Origin of the sequence: Yersinia canariae (assembly GCF_009831415.1) — a bacterium.
GTDB lineage: Bacteria > Pseudomonadota > Gammaproteobacteria > Enterobacterales > Enterobacteriaceae > Yersinia > Yersinia canariae.
This window is the reverse complement of record NZ_CP043727.1, coordinates 936496-954024: the sequence shown is the minus strand read 5'-3', so window position 1 is coordinate 954024 and position 17529 is coordinate 936496. Positions and strand designations below refer to the sequence as shown.

Below are 17529 nucleotides of genomic sequence, written 5' to 3'. Positions count from 1 at the left end.
CGATAAACAATACACCTTCGACACATACTACTACAAAAATGAGCAAATCGACACATTAGATCGCTAAAAGTCGTTTTTGCGAAATTAAAGATTGCTTATTCCATAAGTCAAATTATACTCGATATTAAATCCTTGTTATTTTAACGTTAAAAGCAGAAAAAGCTTAACAGTAATACATTAAAACCTCGCCAATTCTTTTATAACCTTCATAGATAAGCGAGGCTTTTCTATGTGATAAATAACACAAAACACTGAATTTTATGAAGTATTTTCATGTAAATAAAATCGTTACTTTAGCGATAAAGGAAGGTATTTTATTTTCTAGCAGAATTAAAGAAAATACTTACTCAACACATCATTAGGGCCTGACTGTTAAATTTATGACTGTCCAAAATTAAGGGTTAAAATAAGAATGACAAAAATAATAAAAAATAAATAAGAAGAAATACCTTATTGTGTATGAATTGTCTTTTTATATGTAGGAAGAATCATACAAGCAAGTAGGAAATATAAACTCAACAATGAGAATATAAGAAACGAAAAATAATATATTCTTAAAATATAAACATCATGAGGAATTAATAAATGAAACCTAAGGACCAACGTAAAGAAGAAGTCATGGGTATATTAGAAGAACAATGTAATGTTCTAAAAGAGCAGTTCACTGAATCTCCTCCTCCCGTTATCAATTGGCCAAAAACAAGAGAGCTTGCCGATAAAGCGCAGCTGGATATTTATACGGCAAGGTTAGTATTAATGAAGCTGGTCGATGAAAACAGGGTAAAAATGTCAGAAACCAAAGTGATGAACTCATTACGCTGGTTTATTGCTCACCCGACTGAAAAATAAATTCGGCCACTCTTATTGAGTATCTATTATTCAAGATGCCGATTAACCGGTGAATTCGAGAGCAGCGAACTCAGTGTCATAAAAAAGTAACCAATTGAAAATAATGAAATTATCATTTATTGCATCCAGTAAACCTGTTCTTTCAGCGAAAAAAGTTAACCTTATTGTTTTGGTGCTCTTGACTGTTACGTTTGCCACCATGATGCACTATGAAATCAATCGAGGCGGAGCCGGGCTTCACCTTCCCCATAACATTGTCATCTGGGCCATGATGGCGTTGTTGGCAATAGCACTCTATTTGCCACAAAGTGAAGAGGCCCATACAGGAAAGGCTCCAGGTAATCTGTGGTTGCTGTTCGGCGCGCTGCTGATAACTTTCCCAGGGTTGTGGCCCGCTTCGTTGCAGCATGTTGGGGCCTGGCTACCTCGAATTCTCGGCTTATGGGGCGGGATAATACTGTTGCTTGGGCTGTTTCGGCTGAAGATAAATCAGAGCGCGCGACAGAGCTGGCTGCTGCTCATACTATTGTCGACGTGGGGTCAGGCCATCCTGACATCATTGCAATGGTTTGTTTTTACAGCAAATAATTGGATGGAATTTGATATTACCGAGCGCCCTTATGGCATTTTCCAGCAAACCAATATTCTGGCCAGCTATCTGGCGACCGGTTATGCCATCGCAATCTATCTGTTTATGGTATCGGGCAATCGGATAATTCGTGGTATAAGCACCCTAACGCTGCTGATTTTTCCTGGCATGTTGATGTTATTGCAATCACGAATTGGCTGGCTTGGCGGGGTCATAACCTTGTCATTGCTTTCCCTCTATTACTGGCGTCAGCGCAAAATGGCCTGGTTATGGCTATGCGCCCTGCTCAGCCTATTGGCAGCTTTTTATCTACAAGAACAATTGATAAACGGCATGTCGGTATCAAAAGACAGCAGTAATAAAGATCGCTGGTTAATACTCGAATACACCTGGCGCATGATACAGCAGCACCCATGGCTAGGTTGGGGTTACGGTAGCTTTGAATCGACCTTTGCCCAAACACTCGCGCAGGCCGGAGCTGTACCTAATCACTATACATACCCATCTCACCCACATAATGAAGTGCTTTATGGATGGGCTGAGGGCGGCATCGTGGCTCTGGTGGGGATGTTAGTATTAGCTGTCGGATATATAAAGCCGCTATTGATTCAGCCAAGAGCTGTTTTCCCTCTTTGGGTGCTGACCTTACCCATAGCTTTGCATCTGATGACCGAGTTGCCTCTTTATCAATCTGCGGGTCACTGGCTGGTGCTTATCTTACTGGGCCGGTTGATGATGCCCGAGAGTCTGTTGTCATCAACCATTTCCCCACCTACGCAATGGCGGCGTTGGTTGCATGGCCTGATTGTACTCGGCGCATTATGCACCCTGCTATTTATGATGACGGGCTTCAAAACCGGCCGGGTACTAACATTGAGTGAAAGGAGTGGTTTGGTTGACATGCACCCATTAGATAGCTTGATAAATCCCTATATTCAGTGGGAAAGATATCAATACATTCGGCATATCAATCTGTTACTGCAGTTTAACCAAAACCCTGACCCCGCCTTGCTGACGCAGTTCAAAGTGTGGGCCGAGCAGTACATTCAATTACATAATGATCCGAATGTTTATCAAAGCCTTATCATGATTACTCAGTATCAAAATGATCTCGCTCAAGCTCATCAACTGCGCCAAACTGCACATGCACTGTTCCCCGAAAATCCTGTTTTCAAGTAGTCCGCATTCAATCAGCGGGCAGATAACCTCCTCGGATGGAGGGGGTTATCTGCTTCGTCTGCGCAAGATCTCAAGTTTTTAGGTATGTCAGTTTTCGAGCTGCTGGGCTAGTATATCCGCTGGAAAAAGGACTTAACTAGAAAACATAACCGCATGAATAATACTGAGAAGCTAGATTCCCACACCCCGATGATGCAGCAGTATCTTCGGCTCAAAGCCCAACACCCTGAAATACTCCTGTTTTATCGGATGGGAGATTTTTATGAGCTGTTCTACAGTGATGCCAAACGCGCATCGCAGTTGCTGGATATCTCACTGACGAAACGGGGGGCTTCTGCCGGTGAACCTATTCCTATGGCCGGAGTTCCCTATCATTCGATAGAAAACTATTTGGCAAAGCTGGTTCAATTGGGTGAGTCAGCGGCTATCTGCGAACAAATCGGCGATCCCGCCACCAGCAAAGGGCCTGTTGAGCGTAAAGTGGTGCGCATCGTCACCCCTGGCACGGTAAGTGATGAAGCTTTGCTGCAAGAACGGCAAGATAATCTGCTAGCCGCTATCTGGCAGGATGCGCGTGGGTTTGGTTATGCAACACTGGATATCAGTTCAGGGCGCTTTAGGGTTGCAGAACCCGCAGACCTCGAAACAATGGCTGCCGAGCTACAACGTACCAATCCAGCTGAGTTACTTTATCCAGAAAACTTCGAGCAAATGTCGTTAATAGAGCATCGACATGGCTTACGCCGCCGCCCATTATGGGAGTTTGAGCTGGAAACAGCCAAACAGCAGCTTAATCTGCAATTCGGCACTCGCGATTTAATCGGTTTTGGTGTCGAACAATCTCATCAGGCACTGCGGGCCGCGGGCTGCCTGCTGCAATATGTCAAAGATACCCAGCGGACATCCCTGCCGCATATCCGTGGATTGACCATGGAGCGCCAGCAAGATGGCATTGTTATGGATGCCGCGACCCGCCGAAATCTCGAACTGACCCAAAACTTATCTGGTGGGGTCGAGAACACACTCGCCGCGATTCTTGATTGCAGTGTGACCGCGATGGGCAGCCGCATGCTAAAACGCTGGCTGCATGCGCCAGTCCGTGACATCAAAGTGCTGACTGATCGCCAGCAAGCCATTAGTGGTCTGCAAGACATGACGGCAGAGTTGCAAACCCCATTGCGCCAAGTCGGTGATTTAGAACGTATTCTGGCCCGTCTGGCTCTGCGGACTGCACGTCCGAGAGACCTGGCAAGAATGCGCCATGCTTTTCAACAATTGCCAGAAATTCATCGTTTATTGCAACCGGTAAATGTTCCCCATGTCCAAAATTTACTGTCACAAGTCGGCCAGTTTGATGAGTTAAAAGACCTACTGGAACGCGCCATTGTTGAAGCTCCGCCAGTATTAGTGCGAGACGGCGGCGTCATCGCCCCGGGATACAATGCAGAATTAGACGAATGGCGAGCACTGGCTGATGGTGCGACCGATTACCTCGATCGCCTGGAAATTCGTGAACGCGAAAAGCTGGGGCTGGATACACTAAAAGTCGGTTTTAATGGTGTGCATGGCTATTACATCCAGGTGAGTCGTGGCCAAAGCCATCAAGTACCTATTCATTATGTCCGCAGACAAACCCTGAAGAATGCCGAGCGCTATATCATTCCTGAGCTGAAAGAGTATGAGGACAAAGTTCTGACCTCGAAAGGAAAGGCTCTGGCGATTGAAAAAGGGTTGTATGAAGAGATTTTCGATCTGCTGTTACCGCATCTATCTGAATTGCAAACCAGCGCCAATGCGCTGGCTGAACTCGATGTGTTGGCGAACTTGGCCGAACGAGCAGAAACACTTAACTATAACTGTCCTGTTCTGAGTGACAAACCGGGGATAAAAATTACCGGTGGTCGTCATCCGGTGGTGGAACAGGTGCTCAGTGAGCCTTTCATTTCTAACCCGCTGACATTATCACCTCAACGGCGCATGTTGATCATTACTGGCCCCAATATGGGCGGTAAAAGTACTTATATGCGCCAAACGGCATTGATCGTCTTACTGGCACATATGGGAAGTTATGTTCCTGCGGATCAAGCAACCATAGGGCCGGTTGATCGCATTTTCACCCGTGTCGGCGCGGCTGATGATTTGGCATCAGGTCGTTCAACTTTTATGGTCGAAATGACCGAAACAGCCAATATCTTGCATAATGCTACCGAGCAAAGTTTGGTGCTGATGGATGAAGTGGGTCGCGGCACCTCAACTTATGATGGTTTGTCATTGGCTTGGGCCTGTGCTGAAAATCTGGCCAACCGTATCAAAGCCATGACGCTATTTGCGACCCATTACTTTGAGCTAACAACCCTGCCGGAAAAAATGGAAGGTGTGGTCAATGTTCATCTTGATGCACTGGAACATGGCGAAACCATCGCCTTTATGCACAGCGTGCAAGATGGCGCGGCCAGCAAAAGTTATGGTCTGGCCGTGGCTGCACTGGCCGGTGTACCGCGGGATGTTATCAAGCGCGCGCGGCAAAAGCTGAAAGAGCTGGAGTCTTTGTCTAATAATGCGGCAGCAAGCAAGATTGATGGTTCGCAACTGACGCTATTAAATGAAGAGGTTTCACCCGCAGTAGAAGCATTAGAAGCCCTTGATCCCGATACACTTTCACCACGCCAGGCACTAGAGTGGATTTACCGCCTGAAAAATATGGTGTAACGACGCACTTCAAACACCCCAAACCGCCTGTCATTCACCAAACGGCAGATAGCGGCCATAAAAAAACGGTGAACATCAGTTCACCGTTTTTGTGTTTCATAGCACCCTTAACTCGTTTGCAAACAATTAGCCACTGCGTGTGCTTTCCGGACTCTTACATAAGTAAGGGGCTGGGGCGAGCGAAAATAGCCAACGTACATGCAACCTAAAGTATGACGGATATATTTATTCGCGGAACAATGCTTCAATGCTCAGGCCCTGTGCTTGCAGAATTTCCCGCAAACGACGCAGACCCTCAACCTGAATCTGGCGAACACGTTCACGTGTTAAACCAATCTCACGGCCAACATCTTCCAACGTTGCTGCTTCATATCCTAACAGACCAAAACGACGAGCCAGAACTTCGCGCTGTTTTGCATTCAATTCGAACAGCCATTTAACGATACTTTGCTTCATATCGTCATCTTGCGTGGTGTCTTCTGGGCCGTTTTCATTTTCGTCAGACAGAATATCTAACAAAGCTTTCTCTGAGTCGCCGCCTAAAGGTGTATCAACAGAAGTGATACGTTCGTTAAGGCGTAACATACGGCTCACGTCATCGACCGGCTTGTCGAGTTGCTGAGCAATCTCTTCCGCGCTCGGCTCATGATCTAATTTATGAGAAAGTTCTCGTGCTGTACGCAAATAAACGTTTAATTCTTTAACGATATGGATAGGCAAACGAATAGTACGGGTTTGGTTCATTATCGCCCGTTCAATTGTCTGGCGTATCCACCAAGTGGCATAAGTGGAGAAACGGAAACCGCGTTCAGGGTCAAATTTTTCCACTGCACGGATCAGGCCGAGGTTACCCTCTTCAATCAAATCCAGCAGCGCTAAACCGCGATTACTGTAACGGCGGGCAATCTTCACTACCAACCGCAAGTTACTTTCGATCATACGCCGACGTGAAGGCACATCTCCGCGCAATGCACGCCGGGCAAAATAAACCTCTTCTTCTGCGGTCAACAACGGCGAATAACCAATCTCACCGAGATAGAGCTGCGTCGCATCCAGCACTCGCTGGGTAACACCTTGCGCCAACAGCTCATCTTCTGCTAACTCGCTTTCAGTAGGTTCATCTTCTACTAATGCTTTTTCGTCGAAAATTTCAGTTTCCGTACTGTTTTCATCAAAATCAGCATCTTCATGTAACTCGTTAACTTTCAGCGTATTTTGGCTCATATGCTGCTCCTACCCGTGAATCCGGCGAGCAGAATACAGCGTATTCTGCCCAATCTATCGCTGCGGAAGGTAACGCAGCGGGTTTACGGATTTCCCCTTGTAACGAATTTCAAAGTGCAATCTTACTGAACTGGTTCCGGTGCTACCCATGGTTGCTATTTTTTGACCCGCCTTCACTTCTTCTTGTTCCCGGACCAGCATTGTATCGTTATGAGCGTAGGCGCTCAGGTAATCATCATTGTGTTTGATGATGATAAGATTACCATAACCACGCAGTGCGTTCCCGGCATACACAACTCGCCCATTTGCTGTAGCGAAAATTGGTTGCCCGCGAGAACCGGCGATATCAATCCCTTTATTACCCCCTTCGGAAGCAGAGAAACTATCGATCGTTTTACCTTCAGTAGGCCATTTCCAGTTACTAACTGGGCCACCATTACTGGTAGGGTCACTGATGGGACTGCTTGGCGCGGTAACAGGTGCGGTTGTAGCGACAACTGCTCCTGACGATGGCAACATTTTGCCAACATTCTGTTTACCCGAGTCTTCAGAATACGCGCTAGTTGATTGAGAATCAACCGTTGTAGTTGTGTTCTGAATATTTGCTGGCGGTTTTGCTATTCCACCTGATGTGGCATCAGTTGCGGCTAACATTCCACCGCCAGAACCATTGCCCAACTGAATAGATTGCCCCACATTCAGGCTATAAGGCTCAGCAATATTATTTTTCGCAGCCAGATCACGGAAGTCACTCCCGGTTATCCAGGCAATATAAAACAGTGTGTCGCCACGCTTAACAGTATAGGTATTACCGCTGTAGCTTCCTTTGGGAATATTGTCGTAACTACGGTTATAAACGATGCGCTCACCCGAACTATTGGTGTCCGAGCCACTCAGCATACCGCCTGAACGATCACCACCGACACTGCTGATTGGCGCAGATGTTGTATTATCATTGCTACAACCAACCAACCATAAACTCATAACCGTACATGCCGCTACCCGGCGTAATGTAATCATTGGGCTTCCCGTGCTCATGCTTCCCCCATGACAGCAATATTAAGCGATATATCCAATATAGATGCGCGCATGCTATCAATAGCGCCCCTGCCATACCATAAAATTTATGTTACTGATTTTTGTCCAATCTTCAGCACAAAGAAACTGCACTTCGACTTTAGTCAAAGATTAAGACTGAATATACCCAAATAATTCGAGTGACAGGAAGGCGGCGATTGAGCAAATCCCCTAGAGCTTACAGGAGTAAGTGATTGGGGTGAACGAAAGCAGCCAACACAGATGCAGCTTGAAGTATGGCGGGTATAAAGGTATTTGCTTACGCCAACTCCCCTTTAACCAGAGGAACAAAACGCACAGCTTCTACCGTTTCAACCTGGAATTCATTATTACGGCGCTGCACATATTTCAAGGTTTGCGCCTGTTCTCCCACCGGCAGAACCAATATCCCACCCTCATCCAGTTGCTCAAGTAAAGCATTCGGTATTTCTGGTGGAGCAGCGGTCACAATGATCGCATCAAATGGCCCGCGTGATGCCCAACCTAGCCAGCCATCACCATGGCGAGTAGAGACATTATGCAGATCCAGTTGTTTCAGGCGGCGTTTTGCCTGCCACTGTAACCCTTTGATTCGTTCAACTGAGCATACATGTTCGACCAAATGCGCCAAAATAGCGGTCTGATACCCTGATCCGGTGCCAATCTCTAATACGCGCGAAGTCGGTGTCAATTGCAACAACTCCGTCATTCGCGCCACCATATAAGGCTGAGAAATAGTTTGCCCAGAACCTATTGGCAAGGCTGTGTTCTCATACGCTTTATGGGATAACGCCTCATCAACAAAACGCTCGCGCGGCACCGCTTCGATCGCCTGTAACAAGCGCTCGTCCTGAATACCTTGCTGACGTAACAGCATCAACAATGTTTGCATGCGTTTATTTACCATTCCCCGTCAACCTCATGTTGGTTAATCAGTCATGCTGGCTAACCAGTTTTCAACCACGTCTTGAGCCCCATAGGCCGTTAAATCAACCTGCAACGGCGTGATAGACACATAACCTTGCTCAACCGCTGCAAAATCAGTGTCCTCCGCAACATCGAACTTCTCCCCTGGGGGGCCAATCCAATAGAGATCTTGCCCGCGCGGGTCTTGCTGACAAAATACCTGCTCTGCCGGATGACGGCTACCACAACGAGTCACCCGAATGCCTTTAATTTCAGATAAGGGTAAGTCAGGTACATTAATATTCAGTATCTTGCCCGTGCGCAACGGTTTCTGCTGTAAGGCGCGCAATATTCGGCAAGTGACCGCTGCTGCCGTAGCATAATGTTGATGCCCATTGAGCGAAACCGCCAAAGCAGGGAAACCCAAATGCCGCCCTTCCATGGCGGCCGCCACAGTACCTGAGTAGATAACATCGTCCCCCAGATTAGGGCCAGCGTTGATGCCGGAAACCACAATATCAGGCCGTGGGTGCATCAAGGCATTGACTCCCAGATAAACGCAATCTGTCGGCGTACCTTGCTGTACGGCAATATCGCCATGAGATAATGTGGTAATGCGCAAGGCGCTATCGAGTGTCAATGCATTAGAAGAACCACTACGATTGCGGTCCGGTGCCACAATTTGCACCTGTGCAAACTCCCGTAATGCGGCGGCGAGCGTCTGTATGCCCGGCGCAGTAATTCCATCATCGTTACTCAGCAATATCCGCAGCATCGGCATTATCCTGATTCATAATTTCCCGCACGACACTGGTGGCAAAACTGCCAGCAGGTAACCAGAAGCTGAGTTCTAAAGTGACCTCATCCCACCAGTTCCACGTCATATTCTGCGGTTTCAGCAAAATGGCCCGGCGTGCCCCTTCGACACGTTCGCGTTTAATCAGTGCCAGTAACTCAATTTGATCCGCTAAACATGACTGCTCGAAAGCTAATGCCGCGCCCTGAGTACCCAGTTCACCATCACCGGGCAATGGCGCAGTAATATTCAGTTCACCCGCATCAACCCGCTGCTGTAACAAGGCCAACTCATCAGTTGCGGCCACAAACCAGCTGCCGCGGCCCGAGAGCTGTAATGCATCGCCTTCCAGTACAGTCGTCGCCTGCTGTTGCGCCAAACGGTCACTGCTAATCAGGTTGAACATGGCGCTGCGGCTGGCGGATAAGTAAAAGCTGCGTTTACTGCGCTCTTTCACCCGAATTTCATTATTCGCCCACAAACGCGCCTGCACCAGATTATTACCACCACGGCCAAATCGTTGGCTACCAAAATAGTTGGGTACACCATGCACGGCAATCTGCTGCAATCGCTGTTCGACGTCCTGGTTATCAGTGATGTGGCGCAACACCAAGGTAAAGGCATTGCCCTTCAATGAACCAATACGCAGTTTTCTTTTTTGGCGCACGGACTCAAGCACTTCACAGCCTTCCAGCTCGAAAGTAGAAAGATCCGGCGCTTCTTTACCCGGCAAGTGTAAGCAGAACCACTGCTCGGTGACAGCGTGACGATCTTTCAAACCCGCATAGCTCACCAGCCGTGGATGGATCTTGGCGAAACGCGCCAGATAATCCGCAACAAATTGAGTATTACAGCCATTTTTGCGAATACGAACCAATAGATGCTCGCCTTCACCGTCCGGCTCAAATCCCAAATCTTCGACCACCACAAAGTCTTCTGGATTGGCTTTTAAAATGCCACTCGCTTTGGGTTTGCCGTGCAGCCAGGTCAGATTATCCATATCCATCAGTTATGCCTTAAACCGGTTCAACTTTAATTAATAGCGCCACGGCTTCGCACGCAATACCTTCACCACGACCGGTGAAACCGAGCTGTTCAGTTGTGGTGGCTTTTACATTGATATCATCCATATGACATTGTAGATCTTCCGCCAAATGAACGCGCATTTGTGGGATATGGGGAGCCATTTTAGGGGCCTGGGCGATAATTGTGATGTCCAAGTTCCCAAGCCGATAGCCTTTCGCCAGAATGCGGCGATACGCTTCGCGCAATAACTCGCGGCTGTCAGCACCTTTGAATGCTGGGTCTGTATCGGGGAATAGCTTACCAATATCACCTAATGCTGCGGCACCCAGTAATGCATCAGTGGCAGCATGCAATGCAACATCGCCATCTGAGTGTGCCAATAATCCCTTTTCGTAAGGGATGCGCACACCACCAATAATCAGTGGGCCACTGCCATTTTCACCAAATTTATGAACATCGAAACCATGACCAATTCGCATTAATTGCACTCCAATGAATTTGGGGATTGCCGTTGGGTTAAATAAAACTCTGCCAGCGCCAAATCCTCTGGGCGCGTCACCTTGATATTATCCGAACGGCCCGAAACCAGTATCGGATGATAGCCGCAATGTTCTAATGCCGAGGCTTCATCAGTGACCACCGCGCCATCTTGTCGGGCACGAGATAAGCACATTTTTAATAACTCAAGCGGGAAAAGTTGAGGTGTAAGGGCATGCCACAGCGCTTGGCGATCCACGGTATGAGCAATGGCTTGCACACCGGCCTCACTGCGCTTCATGGTGTCACGAACCGGGGCGGCCAAAATGCCACCGACCTTGCTATGCCCGATAATCGCCAACAGTCTTTCAAGGTCATCTGGGTGCAGGCAGGGGCGGGCCGCATCATGAACCAATGCCCATTCGGCCTGCCCGGCCTGTTGCAAACCCGCCATCACAGAATCAGCTCGCTCATCACCGCCGTGAACAACACTGATGCGGGGATCCTGGGCGATAGCTAACGTAGAAAATTGTATGTCCTGCGGATGTATCACGACAATAATCCGCTGAATTCGTGGGTGGCTAAGCAAAGAAAAAATAGCATGTTCAATGATTGTCTTGCCCCCTGCGATTAAATACTGTTTAGGGCAATCAGCCTGCATTCGGCTGCCAATACCCGCCGCCGGTAATACGGCGACGATTTCAGGAAGGGAAACTGCGAAATTACTCATTATTTATTGTTGTGCGTTATTTTGCGTCGAAGGGATACTCGCATTGCGTCTGGATTGGTCAGGAACCAGACGATAGAAACTTTCGCCGGGTTTAATCATACCCAGCTCGTTACGTGCGCGTTCTTCGATCGCCTCCTGACCACCGTTTAAATCATCGATTTCAGCAAATAGCTGATCGTTTCGAGCTTTAAGTTTGCCGTTATTGACCTCTTGGAGCGCCACGTCATCCTTAACCCGAACAAAATCATGAACACCATTCTTGCCCAACCACAATGAATACTGTAGCCAGCCAAGTAAAATCAGCAATAGTAGCGTAAGTTTTCCCATTCCCGCCCCCTGAAAAACTGCCTAATCATCCCACAACTTTTCGTCGGACTCCACTCTGTGACGGAAATAGGCCACAAGGTGCAGATCAAGGACGATTTCCGGCAAAAATACCACGTAAATCTACAAAATGTCATTAAATGCTAATTTTCCGCACACTTTCACCCCACCATGGCTGATAAGTAACCGGGCAACACCGCGTAGAGATAAACACTGGAAAAATTGTTTTTGCCATTAGCTTATGCCACTCATCAAAATAAATGTGCATATTTAATATCGCCATAAATAAATAATCCCTATCACAGTTGAGTTTACATATATAAAAGTTTATTTTTATGCACTCAAACTGCATAAATAAAAAATCATGCTTTCATTCATCTTTACCTTTTAACCGGGAGATTCACATGTTTAAACGTTTAATGTTGGTCGGGACTTGCCTGGCAGCGGTGTTATCTGCAAGCACCGCTATTGCCGCCGAACCGACTTATGTGGTTGGCTCCGGGGGGACTTATCGTCCTTTCGAGTATGAAAATAGCCAAAAACAACTGGAAGGTTTTGATATCGATATCATTAAAGCTATCGGTAAAGCTGAAGGTTTTCAGGTCAAACTGGTCAATACGCCGTGGGAAGGTATTTTTGCCACACTCGGCTCAGGTGACCGCGACATCATCATTTCCGGCATTACCATTACCGACAAGCGCAAACAAATGGTTGATTTTTCAAACCCCTACTTCCCAGCCGAACAAACTATTGTTGTCCCTAAAGGCTCTAAAGTGGATTCCATTGCGGCCTTAAAAAACCTGAATGTTGGCGTCGTGAACTCCAGCACTGGGGATATCGTGGTATCCGATGTTTTGGGCAAAAATAGCACAGCAATCAAGCGCTTTGATAACACGCCGTTAATGCTGCAAGAGTTATATGAAGATGGTATCGCCGCTGCTGTTGGGGATGTGGGTGTTGCCAAATTCTATCTCAAAACCCATCCAGAGAAAGCCTTTGAACTGGTGGCTGATGATAAGTTTGAGCGCCAATATTTCGGCATCGCCGTCGCGAAAGGTAACGAAGAATTACGTAGCAAAATCAATGGCGGCCTGCAAAAAATCGTGGCTGACGGCACTTACGCCAAAATCTATGAAAAATGGTTTGATGCTCAGGTACCCACACTGCCAGCCCAATAAATTTTTTTAATACACTTTTTAGACCCAAAGTCATTGGCGTTACCGCAAGGCCAGCAAATAACGCCCGAATCACAAATCTACTCAGTGATTCGGGCCTGGAGCGCGGCTAACAACGCAGTAACGTCAAGTACCAAGGGGATTTGGATTTCATATGTCAGGATTTCGCTGGGAAATCATTCAGGAATATGCCCCGCTGTTTATGGATGGCGCCTGGATGACAATAAAGTGCACGATTATTTGTGTGATTCTGGGAACCAGTTGGGGCTTAACCCTAGGGCTGGGGCGGTTGGCACAGGCACCTCATGGTATCTGGAAGCCCGTATTGTATTATTTTGTTCAATGGCCGGTTCGTATCTATATCAGTGCCATTCGTGGAACACCGCTCTTTGTGCAGATAATGGTGGTGCACTTTGCTTTGGTGCCGCTATTTATCAACCCACGTGATGGTATTCTGGTCACCAATGGCATTATGTCCTCTGATTTTGCCCGAATGCTGCGGTCTGATTATGGTGCGTTTTTATCCTGTATCGTGGCTATCACGATGAACGCTGGAGCTTATGTCTCTGAGATTTTCCGTGCCGGTATTCAATCTATTGATCGCGGTCAGATGGAAGCCTCCCGCTCACTGGGTATGAGCTACGGTAAAACCATGCGCAAGGTCATCCTGCCGCAAGCTTTTCGCCGTATGTTGCCGCCACTGGGCAACAATGCAATCGCCATCGTGAAAGATTCATCACTGGCATCCGCCATTGGGCTGGCTGACTTAGCCTATGCCGCGCGTACCGTTTCCGGTGCCTATGCCACTTATTGGGAACCCTACCTGGTTATTTCAGTGGTTTATTGGGTTATTACATTCTTACTTTCGCTGTTAGTGCGGCATATGGAAAAGAGGTTCGGTAAAAGTGATTCACGTACATAACCTGCAAAAACAATTTGGCGAAACCCATGTGCTGCGCGGAATTTCATGCGAAATTCAGCCAAAAGAAGTGGTCTGCATCATTGGCCCATCCGGGTCCGGGAAAAGTACATTTTTACGTTGTATTAATGCATTGGAAACCTTGTCCGGTGGCGAAATAACCGTAAATGGCTTTGAGATCCATAACCCCAAAACAGACCTCAACCGTATGCGTGAAAGTGTCGGCATGGTATTCCAACGCTTTAATCTGTTCCCACATATGACGGTGCTGGAAAACCTGATTATGGCACCAATGGATGTCAAAAAACTGCCACGCGCACAGGCTATTGAACGGGCTGAATTGTTACTGCGTAAGGTCGGTTTATTAGACAAAATTGATGCTTATCCTAGCAGCCTGTCAGGTGGACAACAGCAGCGAGTGGCCATTGCTCGGGCACTGGCGATGGAGCCGAAAATCATGCTGTTCGATGAGCCAACCTCGGCGCTTGACCCCGAATTAGTGGGAGAAGTGCTGGCGGTAATGAAAGCATTGGCTCTGGAAGGGATGACCATGGTTGTTGTCACCCATGAAATGGGCTTTGCTCGCGATGTTGCCGACCGAGTATTGTTTATTGACCAAGGGGTGATACAGGAAGAAGGCAAACCGGAAGACATCTTTACTGCTCCGAGCAACCCGCGCACTCAAGCATTCCTCAGCAAGGTACTTTCCGCACAGGGGTAAGTGGCGACAGATTTAACAGATAATGGCCCTGAATAATTCGAGTCACTAAAAAGTTTCAAGCGATTGATTCAATGGGTTTTTAACACAAAAAACGCACATGCAGCTTAAGTATGACGAGGAGTCAATAGAAGCGGGCTGTTCTGAGGTCAAATCACACAGCCCGCTGATTCAGCGCTCACCAACCGGTGAGAAATGAAAACAGCATCCAGAATAAACACACCACCGCAACCCCTGTTCCTCCCACGGTAATGAGCACATTGCCGCGCGACAGCATACTCAGAGTAATCCCGATCAAGACCGAAACCGGCATCAAGGCCAAAAAGAACGGCCAAGTATAGAGCAAGAAAAAGACTGTGTTGGGGCCATAGACAAAGAAAGGGATAGCAAACGCCAGCCAATAGAAAACAAAGCCAGTGACACCCCCGAGAAAGGAGTATGACGGCTCCTCCCGATCCCGCTGTTCATCAATAATAATCTGGGTGATATTCTGCATACAAATCCTGTGGGCACAGTTTAATACCGGCACGCTCTAAGGGCGTTTTGCCTGTAATAACAAGACTATAGATACCCAAGCTATTGGCGTTATAGGTAGGCGGTAAGCGAATCAATCCCGATGCGCTGACTCAAGTCAGTGATTCGGGTAAATGCGCACAACTAACAACCCTGTAGCTTCAAGTACAAAGGATATACATTTAGGACTTGATAATAGCTCTACCACGCAGCACGTCTAACAATTGTTCAATCAAATTTGTTACTAATTGTTCACCTTGCAAATGAATATCAGGATGCTCAGGAGATTCATAAACGGAGTCAATACCGGTGAAATTTCTCAGCTCACCGGCACGGGCTTTTTTATACAATCCTTTAGGGTCACGGGCTTCGCAAATCTCTAGCGGCGTGTCCACAAACACTTCAATAAACTGGCCTGAGGCCAGCATATCTCGTACCATTTTGCGTTCTGTCCGATGCGGGGAGATAAACGCGGTTAACACCACCAGACCGGCATCCACCATCAATTTGGCGACTTCCCCAACCCGACGGATATTCTCGCGCCGGTCAGTATCAGAAAAACCCAAATCACGACACAAACCGTGGCGAACATTATCGCCATCAAGTAAGTAAGTGCTGACACCGCGGGCAAACAGTGCCTGCTCCAGCGCACCGGCCACTGTCGATTTACCGGAGCCAGATAAGCCGGTAAACCATAGCACTACGCCCTGATGCTTATGTTGTTGCTCACGATCCTCTCGGGTCACGGCATGAGGATGCCAGACAACATTTTCGTCGGCTGGCGCGCCGTCCCACTCATTTACGCCCACATTATTAGCTTGATCGGCGTGCACGCTATTTTCCCCCTAACAGATCACGCGCACCCCAGTGTGGGAAGTGGCGGCGAACCAGCGCATTCAGTTCCAATTCAAACGCACTGAACTCCGTATTTTCCTGATAAACCGACGCCAGAGTTTCACGGATCAAGCCAGCACCGACGGTGACATTACTTAACCTGTCGATAAAGATCATACCGCCGGTATCTCGATTACGTTGATAGCTGTCCAGCACCAGCGGCTCATCAAACGCCAACTCAACCAAACCAATACCATTAAGTGGCAGACTTTCAACAACACGCTGTGTTAATGAGTTGATTTCGACTTGATATTGAATATTTTCAACTCGCGCACGCGTCTTTTTCCCGGCAATTTTGATGTCATAACTTTGCCCGACCACCAATGGCTGCTCCGCCATCCATACCACGTCGACCAGTGCATTTTGGGCGGATGTTAGGGTGTCGCTGGCATCAACCAATAAGTCACCACGGCTAGTATCCACTTCATCCGTCAATACCAATGTAATAGCTTCGCCGGGGGCCGCTTGGGCCAAATCGCCATCAAAGGTGACAATGCGCGCAACAGTGGATTCCACTCCTGAGGGCAATACTTTTATTTTTTGCCCGACTCGCACGACACCGGCAGACAAAGTGCCCGCGTAGCCGCGAAAATCCAGATTTGGCCGATTAACATATTGCACCGGGAAGCGCAGCGGCTGCTGACGACTGGCATTGACCACATCAACACTTTCCAATACTTCCAATAATGTCGGCCCGGAATACCAATTCATTCTCTTACTTGGAGAAGCCACGTTGTCGCCATCTAGCGCAGACAGTGGGACAAATTTAATATTCAGGTCTGTTGGTAACTGCTGGGCAAAACTCAGGTAATCTTCTTTAAATTGTTCAAAGACGCTTTCCTGATAATCGACCAAATCCATTTTGTTCACGGCCACCACCAAGTGGCGGATACCCAGTAACGTGGCGATAAAACTGTGGCGGCGGGTTTGGTCCAAAACCCCTTTGCGCGCATCAATCAACAAAATCGCCAAGTCACACGTCGAAGCACCGGTTGCCATATTGCGCGTGTATTGCTCATGCCCTGGGGTGTCTGCAATGATAAACTTGCGTTTCTCAGTCGAGAAGTAGCGATAGGCCACATCAATGGTAATGCCCTGCTCACGTTCAGCTTGCAAGCCATCCACCAGCAATGCCAAGTCCAGTTTTTCACCCTGAGTACCCATGCGCTTGCTATCAGTGTGCAGTGTTGTGAGTTGATCTTCGTAGATCTGGCGGGTATCGTGCAACAAACGGCCAATCAGCGTACTTTTGCCATCATCAACACTGCCGCACGTCAGAAAACGCAGCATGGTTTTATGCTGCTGTGCATGCAGATAAGCTTCCACCCCACCTTCATTGGCAATTTGCTGGGCAATAGAAGTGTTTTGTAAAATCATTGAGTTGTGTTCCAAAATTGGCTGATTTTCTGCCACAGATTGGCTTTGAAATTTTGTGCTCATCGGGC

17 protein-coding genes are annotated in these 17529 nt (G+C 47.7%); 6 read left to right on the top strand and 11 right to left on the bottom strand.

The features are described 5' to 3' along the window. Positions 1–585 precede the first annotated feature (585 nt). The 3 genes from F0T03_RS04385 (at position 586) to mutS (ending at position 5326) form a co-directional block, all read left to right on the top strand. The gene (locus tag F0T03_RS04385) at positions 586–849 is read left to right on the top strand and encodes a FaeA/PapI family transcriptional regulator (protein ID WP_145554237.1); all 264 of its coding nucleotides are present in this window, start codon (positions 586–588) and stop codon (positions 847–849) included. Between the two features lie 103 nt (positions 850–952). Then, positions 953–2617, top strand: coding sequence for a PglL family O-oligosaccharyltransferase (locus tag F0T03_RS04380; protein WP_159677310.1), 1665 nt, complete (start codon positions 953–955; stop codon positions 2615–2617). A 153-nt stretch (positions 2618–2770) separates the two neighbouring features. Then, entirely contained in the window at positions 2771–5326 is a 2556-nt protein-coding gene (gene mutS / locus F0T03_RS04375) for a DNA mismatch repair protein MutS (RefSeq protein WP_159677309.1), read from the top strand. A 225-nt stretch (positions 5327–5551) separates the two neighbouring features. On the opposite strand, the gene rpoS is transcribed toward mutS, so the two are convergent. The 8 genes from rpoS to ftsB form a co-directional block, all read right to left on the bottom strand. Then, positions 5552–6550 (bottom strand): RNA polymerase sigma factor RpoS, encoded by a 999-nt coding sequence (gene rpoS / locus F0T03_RS04370; RefSeq protein WP_145554243.1) that lies wholly within the window; start codon positions 6548–6550, stop codon positions 5552–5554. A 54-nt stretch (positions 6551–6604) separates the two neighbouring features. Continuing rightward, positions 6605–7570: a murein hydrolase activator NlpD gene (gene nlpD, locus F0T03_RS04365; RefSeq protein WP_162527012.1), complete on the bottom strand. Its 966-nt coding sequence runs from the start codon at positions 7568–7570 to the stop codon at positions 6605–6607. 316 nt (positions 7571–7886) lie between these two features. Continuing rightward, entirely contained in the window at positions 7887–8513 is a 627-nt protein-coding gene (locus F0T03_RS04360; RefSeq protein ID WP_145554247.1) for a protein-L-isoaspartate(D-aspartate) O-methyltransferase, read from the bottom strand. A gap of 21 nt (positions 8514–8534) precedes the next feature. After that, positions 8535–9287 (bottom strand): 5'/3'-nucleotidase SurE, encoded by a 753-nt coding sequence (gene surE / locus F0T03_RS04355; protein WP_159677307.1) that lies wholly within the window; start codon positions 9285–9287, stop codon positions 8535–8537. Continuing rightward, positions 9265–10314 carry a tRNA pseudouridine(13) synthase TruD gene (gene truD, locus F0T03_RS04350; protein WP_159677306.1) on the bottom strand — a complete coding sequence of 350 codons (1050 nt, stop codon included), beginning with the start codon at positions 10312–10314 and terminating at the stop codon, positions 9265–9267. Before truD ends, surE begins: the two co-directional genes overlap by 23 nt. A 10-nt stretch (positions 10315–10324) precedes the next feature. Continuing rightward, positions 10325–10813, bottom strand: coding sequence for a 2-C-methyl-D-erythritol 2,4-cyclodiphosphate synthase (gene ispF / locus F0T03_RS04345; protein WP_159677305.1), 489 nt, complete (start codon positions 10811–10813; stop codon positions 10325–10327). Beyond that, positions 10813–11541 carry a 2-C-methyl-D-erythritol 4-phosphate cytidylyltransferase gene (gene ispD / locus F0T03_RS04340; protein ID WP_145554255.1) on the bottom strand — a complete coding sequence of 243 codons (729 nt, stop codon included), beginning with the start codon at positions 11539–11541 and terminating at the stop codon, positions 10813–10815. Before ispD ends, ispF begins: the two co-directional genes overlap by 1 nt. A 3-nt stretch (positions 11542–11544) precedes the next feature. After that, positions 11545–11868 (bottom strand): cell division protein FtsB, encoded by a 324-nt coding sequence (gene ftsB / locus F0T03_RS04335; RefSeq protein ID WP_005167289.1) that lies wholly within the window; start codon positions 11866–11868, stop codon positions 11545–11547. 401 nt (positions 11869–12269) lie between these two features. Here ftsB and F0T03_RS04330 point away from each other — a divergent pair, with 401 nt between their 5' ends. From F0T03_RS04330 to F0T03_RS04320, 3 genes are all read left to right on the top strand, one after another. Continuing rightward, on the top strand, positions 12270–13043 hold the full coding sequence (locus tag F0T03_RS04330; protein ID WP_159677304.1) for a basic amino acid ABC transporter substrate-binding protein: 774 nt from the start codon (positions 12270–12272) through the stop codon (positions 13041–13043). A gap of 151 nt (positions 13044–13194) precedes the next feature. After that, complete coding sequence (locus F0T03_RS04325; RefSeq protein WP_159677303.1) at positions 13195–13962, top strand: amino acid ABC transporter permease; 768 nt, start codon at positions 13195–13197, stop codon at positions 13960–13962. Beyond that, positions 13946–14680, top strand: a complete 735-nt coding sequence (locus F0T03_RS04320; protein WP_145554262.1) for an amino acid ABC transporter ATP-binding protein — start codon at positions 13946–13948, stop codon at positions 14678–14680. The genes F0T03_RS04325 and F0T03_RS04320 overlap by 17 nt, the downstream gene beginning before the upstream one ends. A gap of 175 nt (positions 14681–14855) precedes the next feature. Here F0T03_RS04320 and F0T03_RS04315 read toward each other — a convergent pair whose 3' ends face one another. The 3 genes from F0T03_RS04315 to cysN form a co-directional block, all read right to left on the bottom strand. Next, positions 14856–15173 (bottom strand): DUF3561 family protein, encoded by a 318-nt coding sequence (locus tag F0T03_RS04315; RefSeq protein WP_145554264.1) that lies wholly within the window; start codon positions 15171–15173, stop codon positions 14856–14858. A gap of 199 nt (positions 15174–15372) precedes the next feature. Then, positions 15373–16023: an adenylyl-sulfate kinase gene (gene cysC / locus F0T03_RS04310; RefSeq protein WP_145554266.1), complete on the bottom strand. Its 651-nt coding sequence runs from the start codon at positions 16021–16023 to the stop codon at positions 15373–15375. A 1-nt stretch (position 16024) separates the two neighbouring features. Continuing rightward, on the bottom strand, positions 16025–17524 hold the full coding sequence (gene cysN, locus F0T03_RS04305) for a sulfate adenylyltransferase subunit CysN (RefSeq protein WP_162526871.1): 1500 nt from the start codon (positions 17522–17524) through the stop codon (positions 16025–16027). Between the last annotated feature and the right edge of the window lie 5 nt (positions 17525–17529).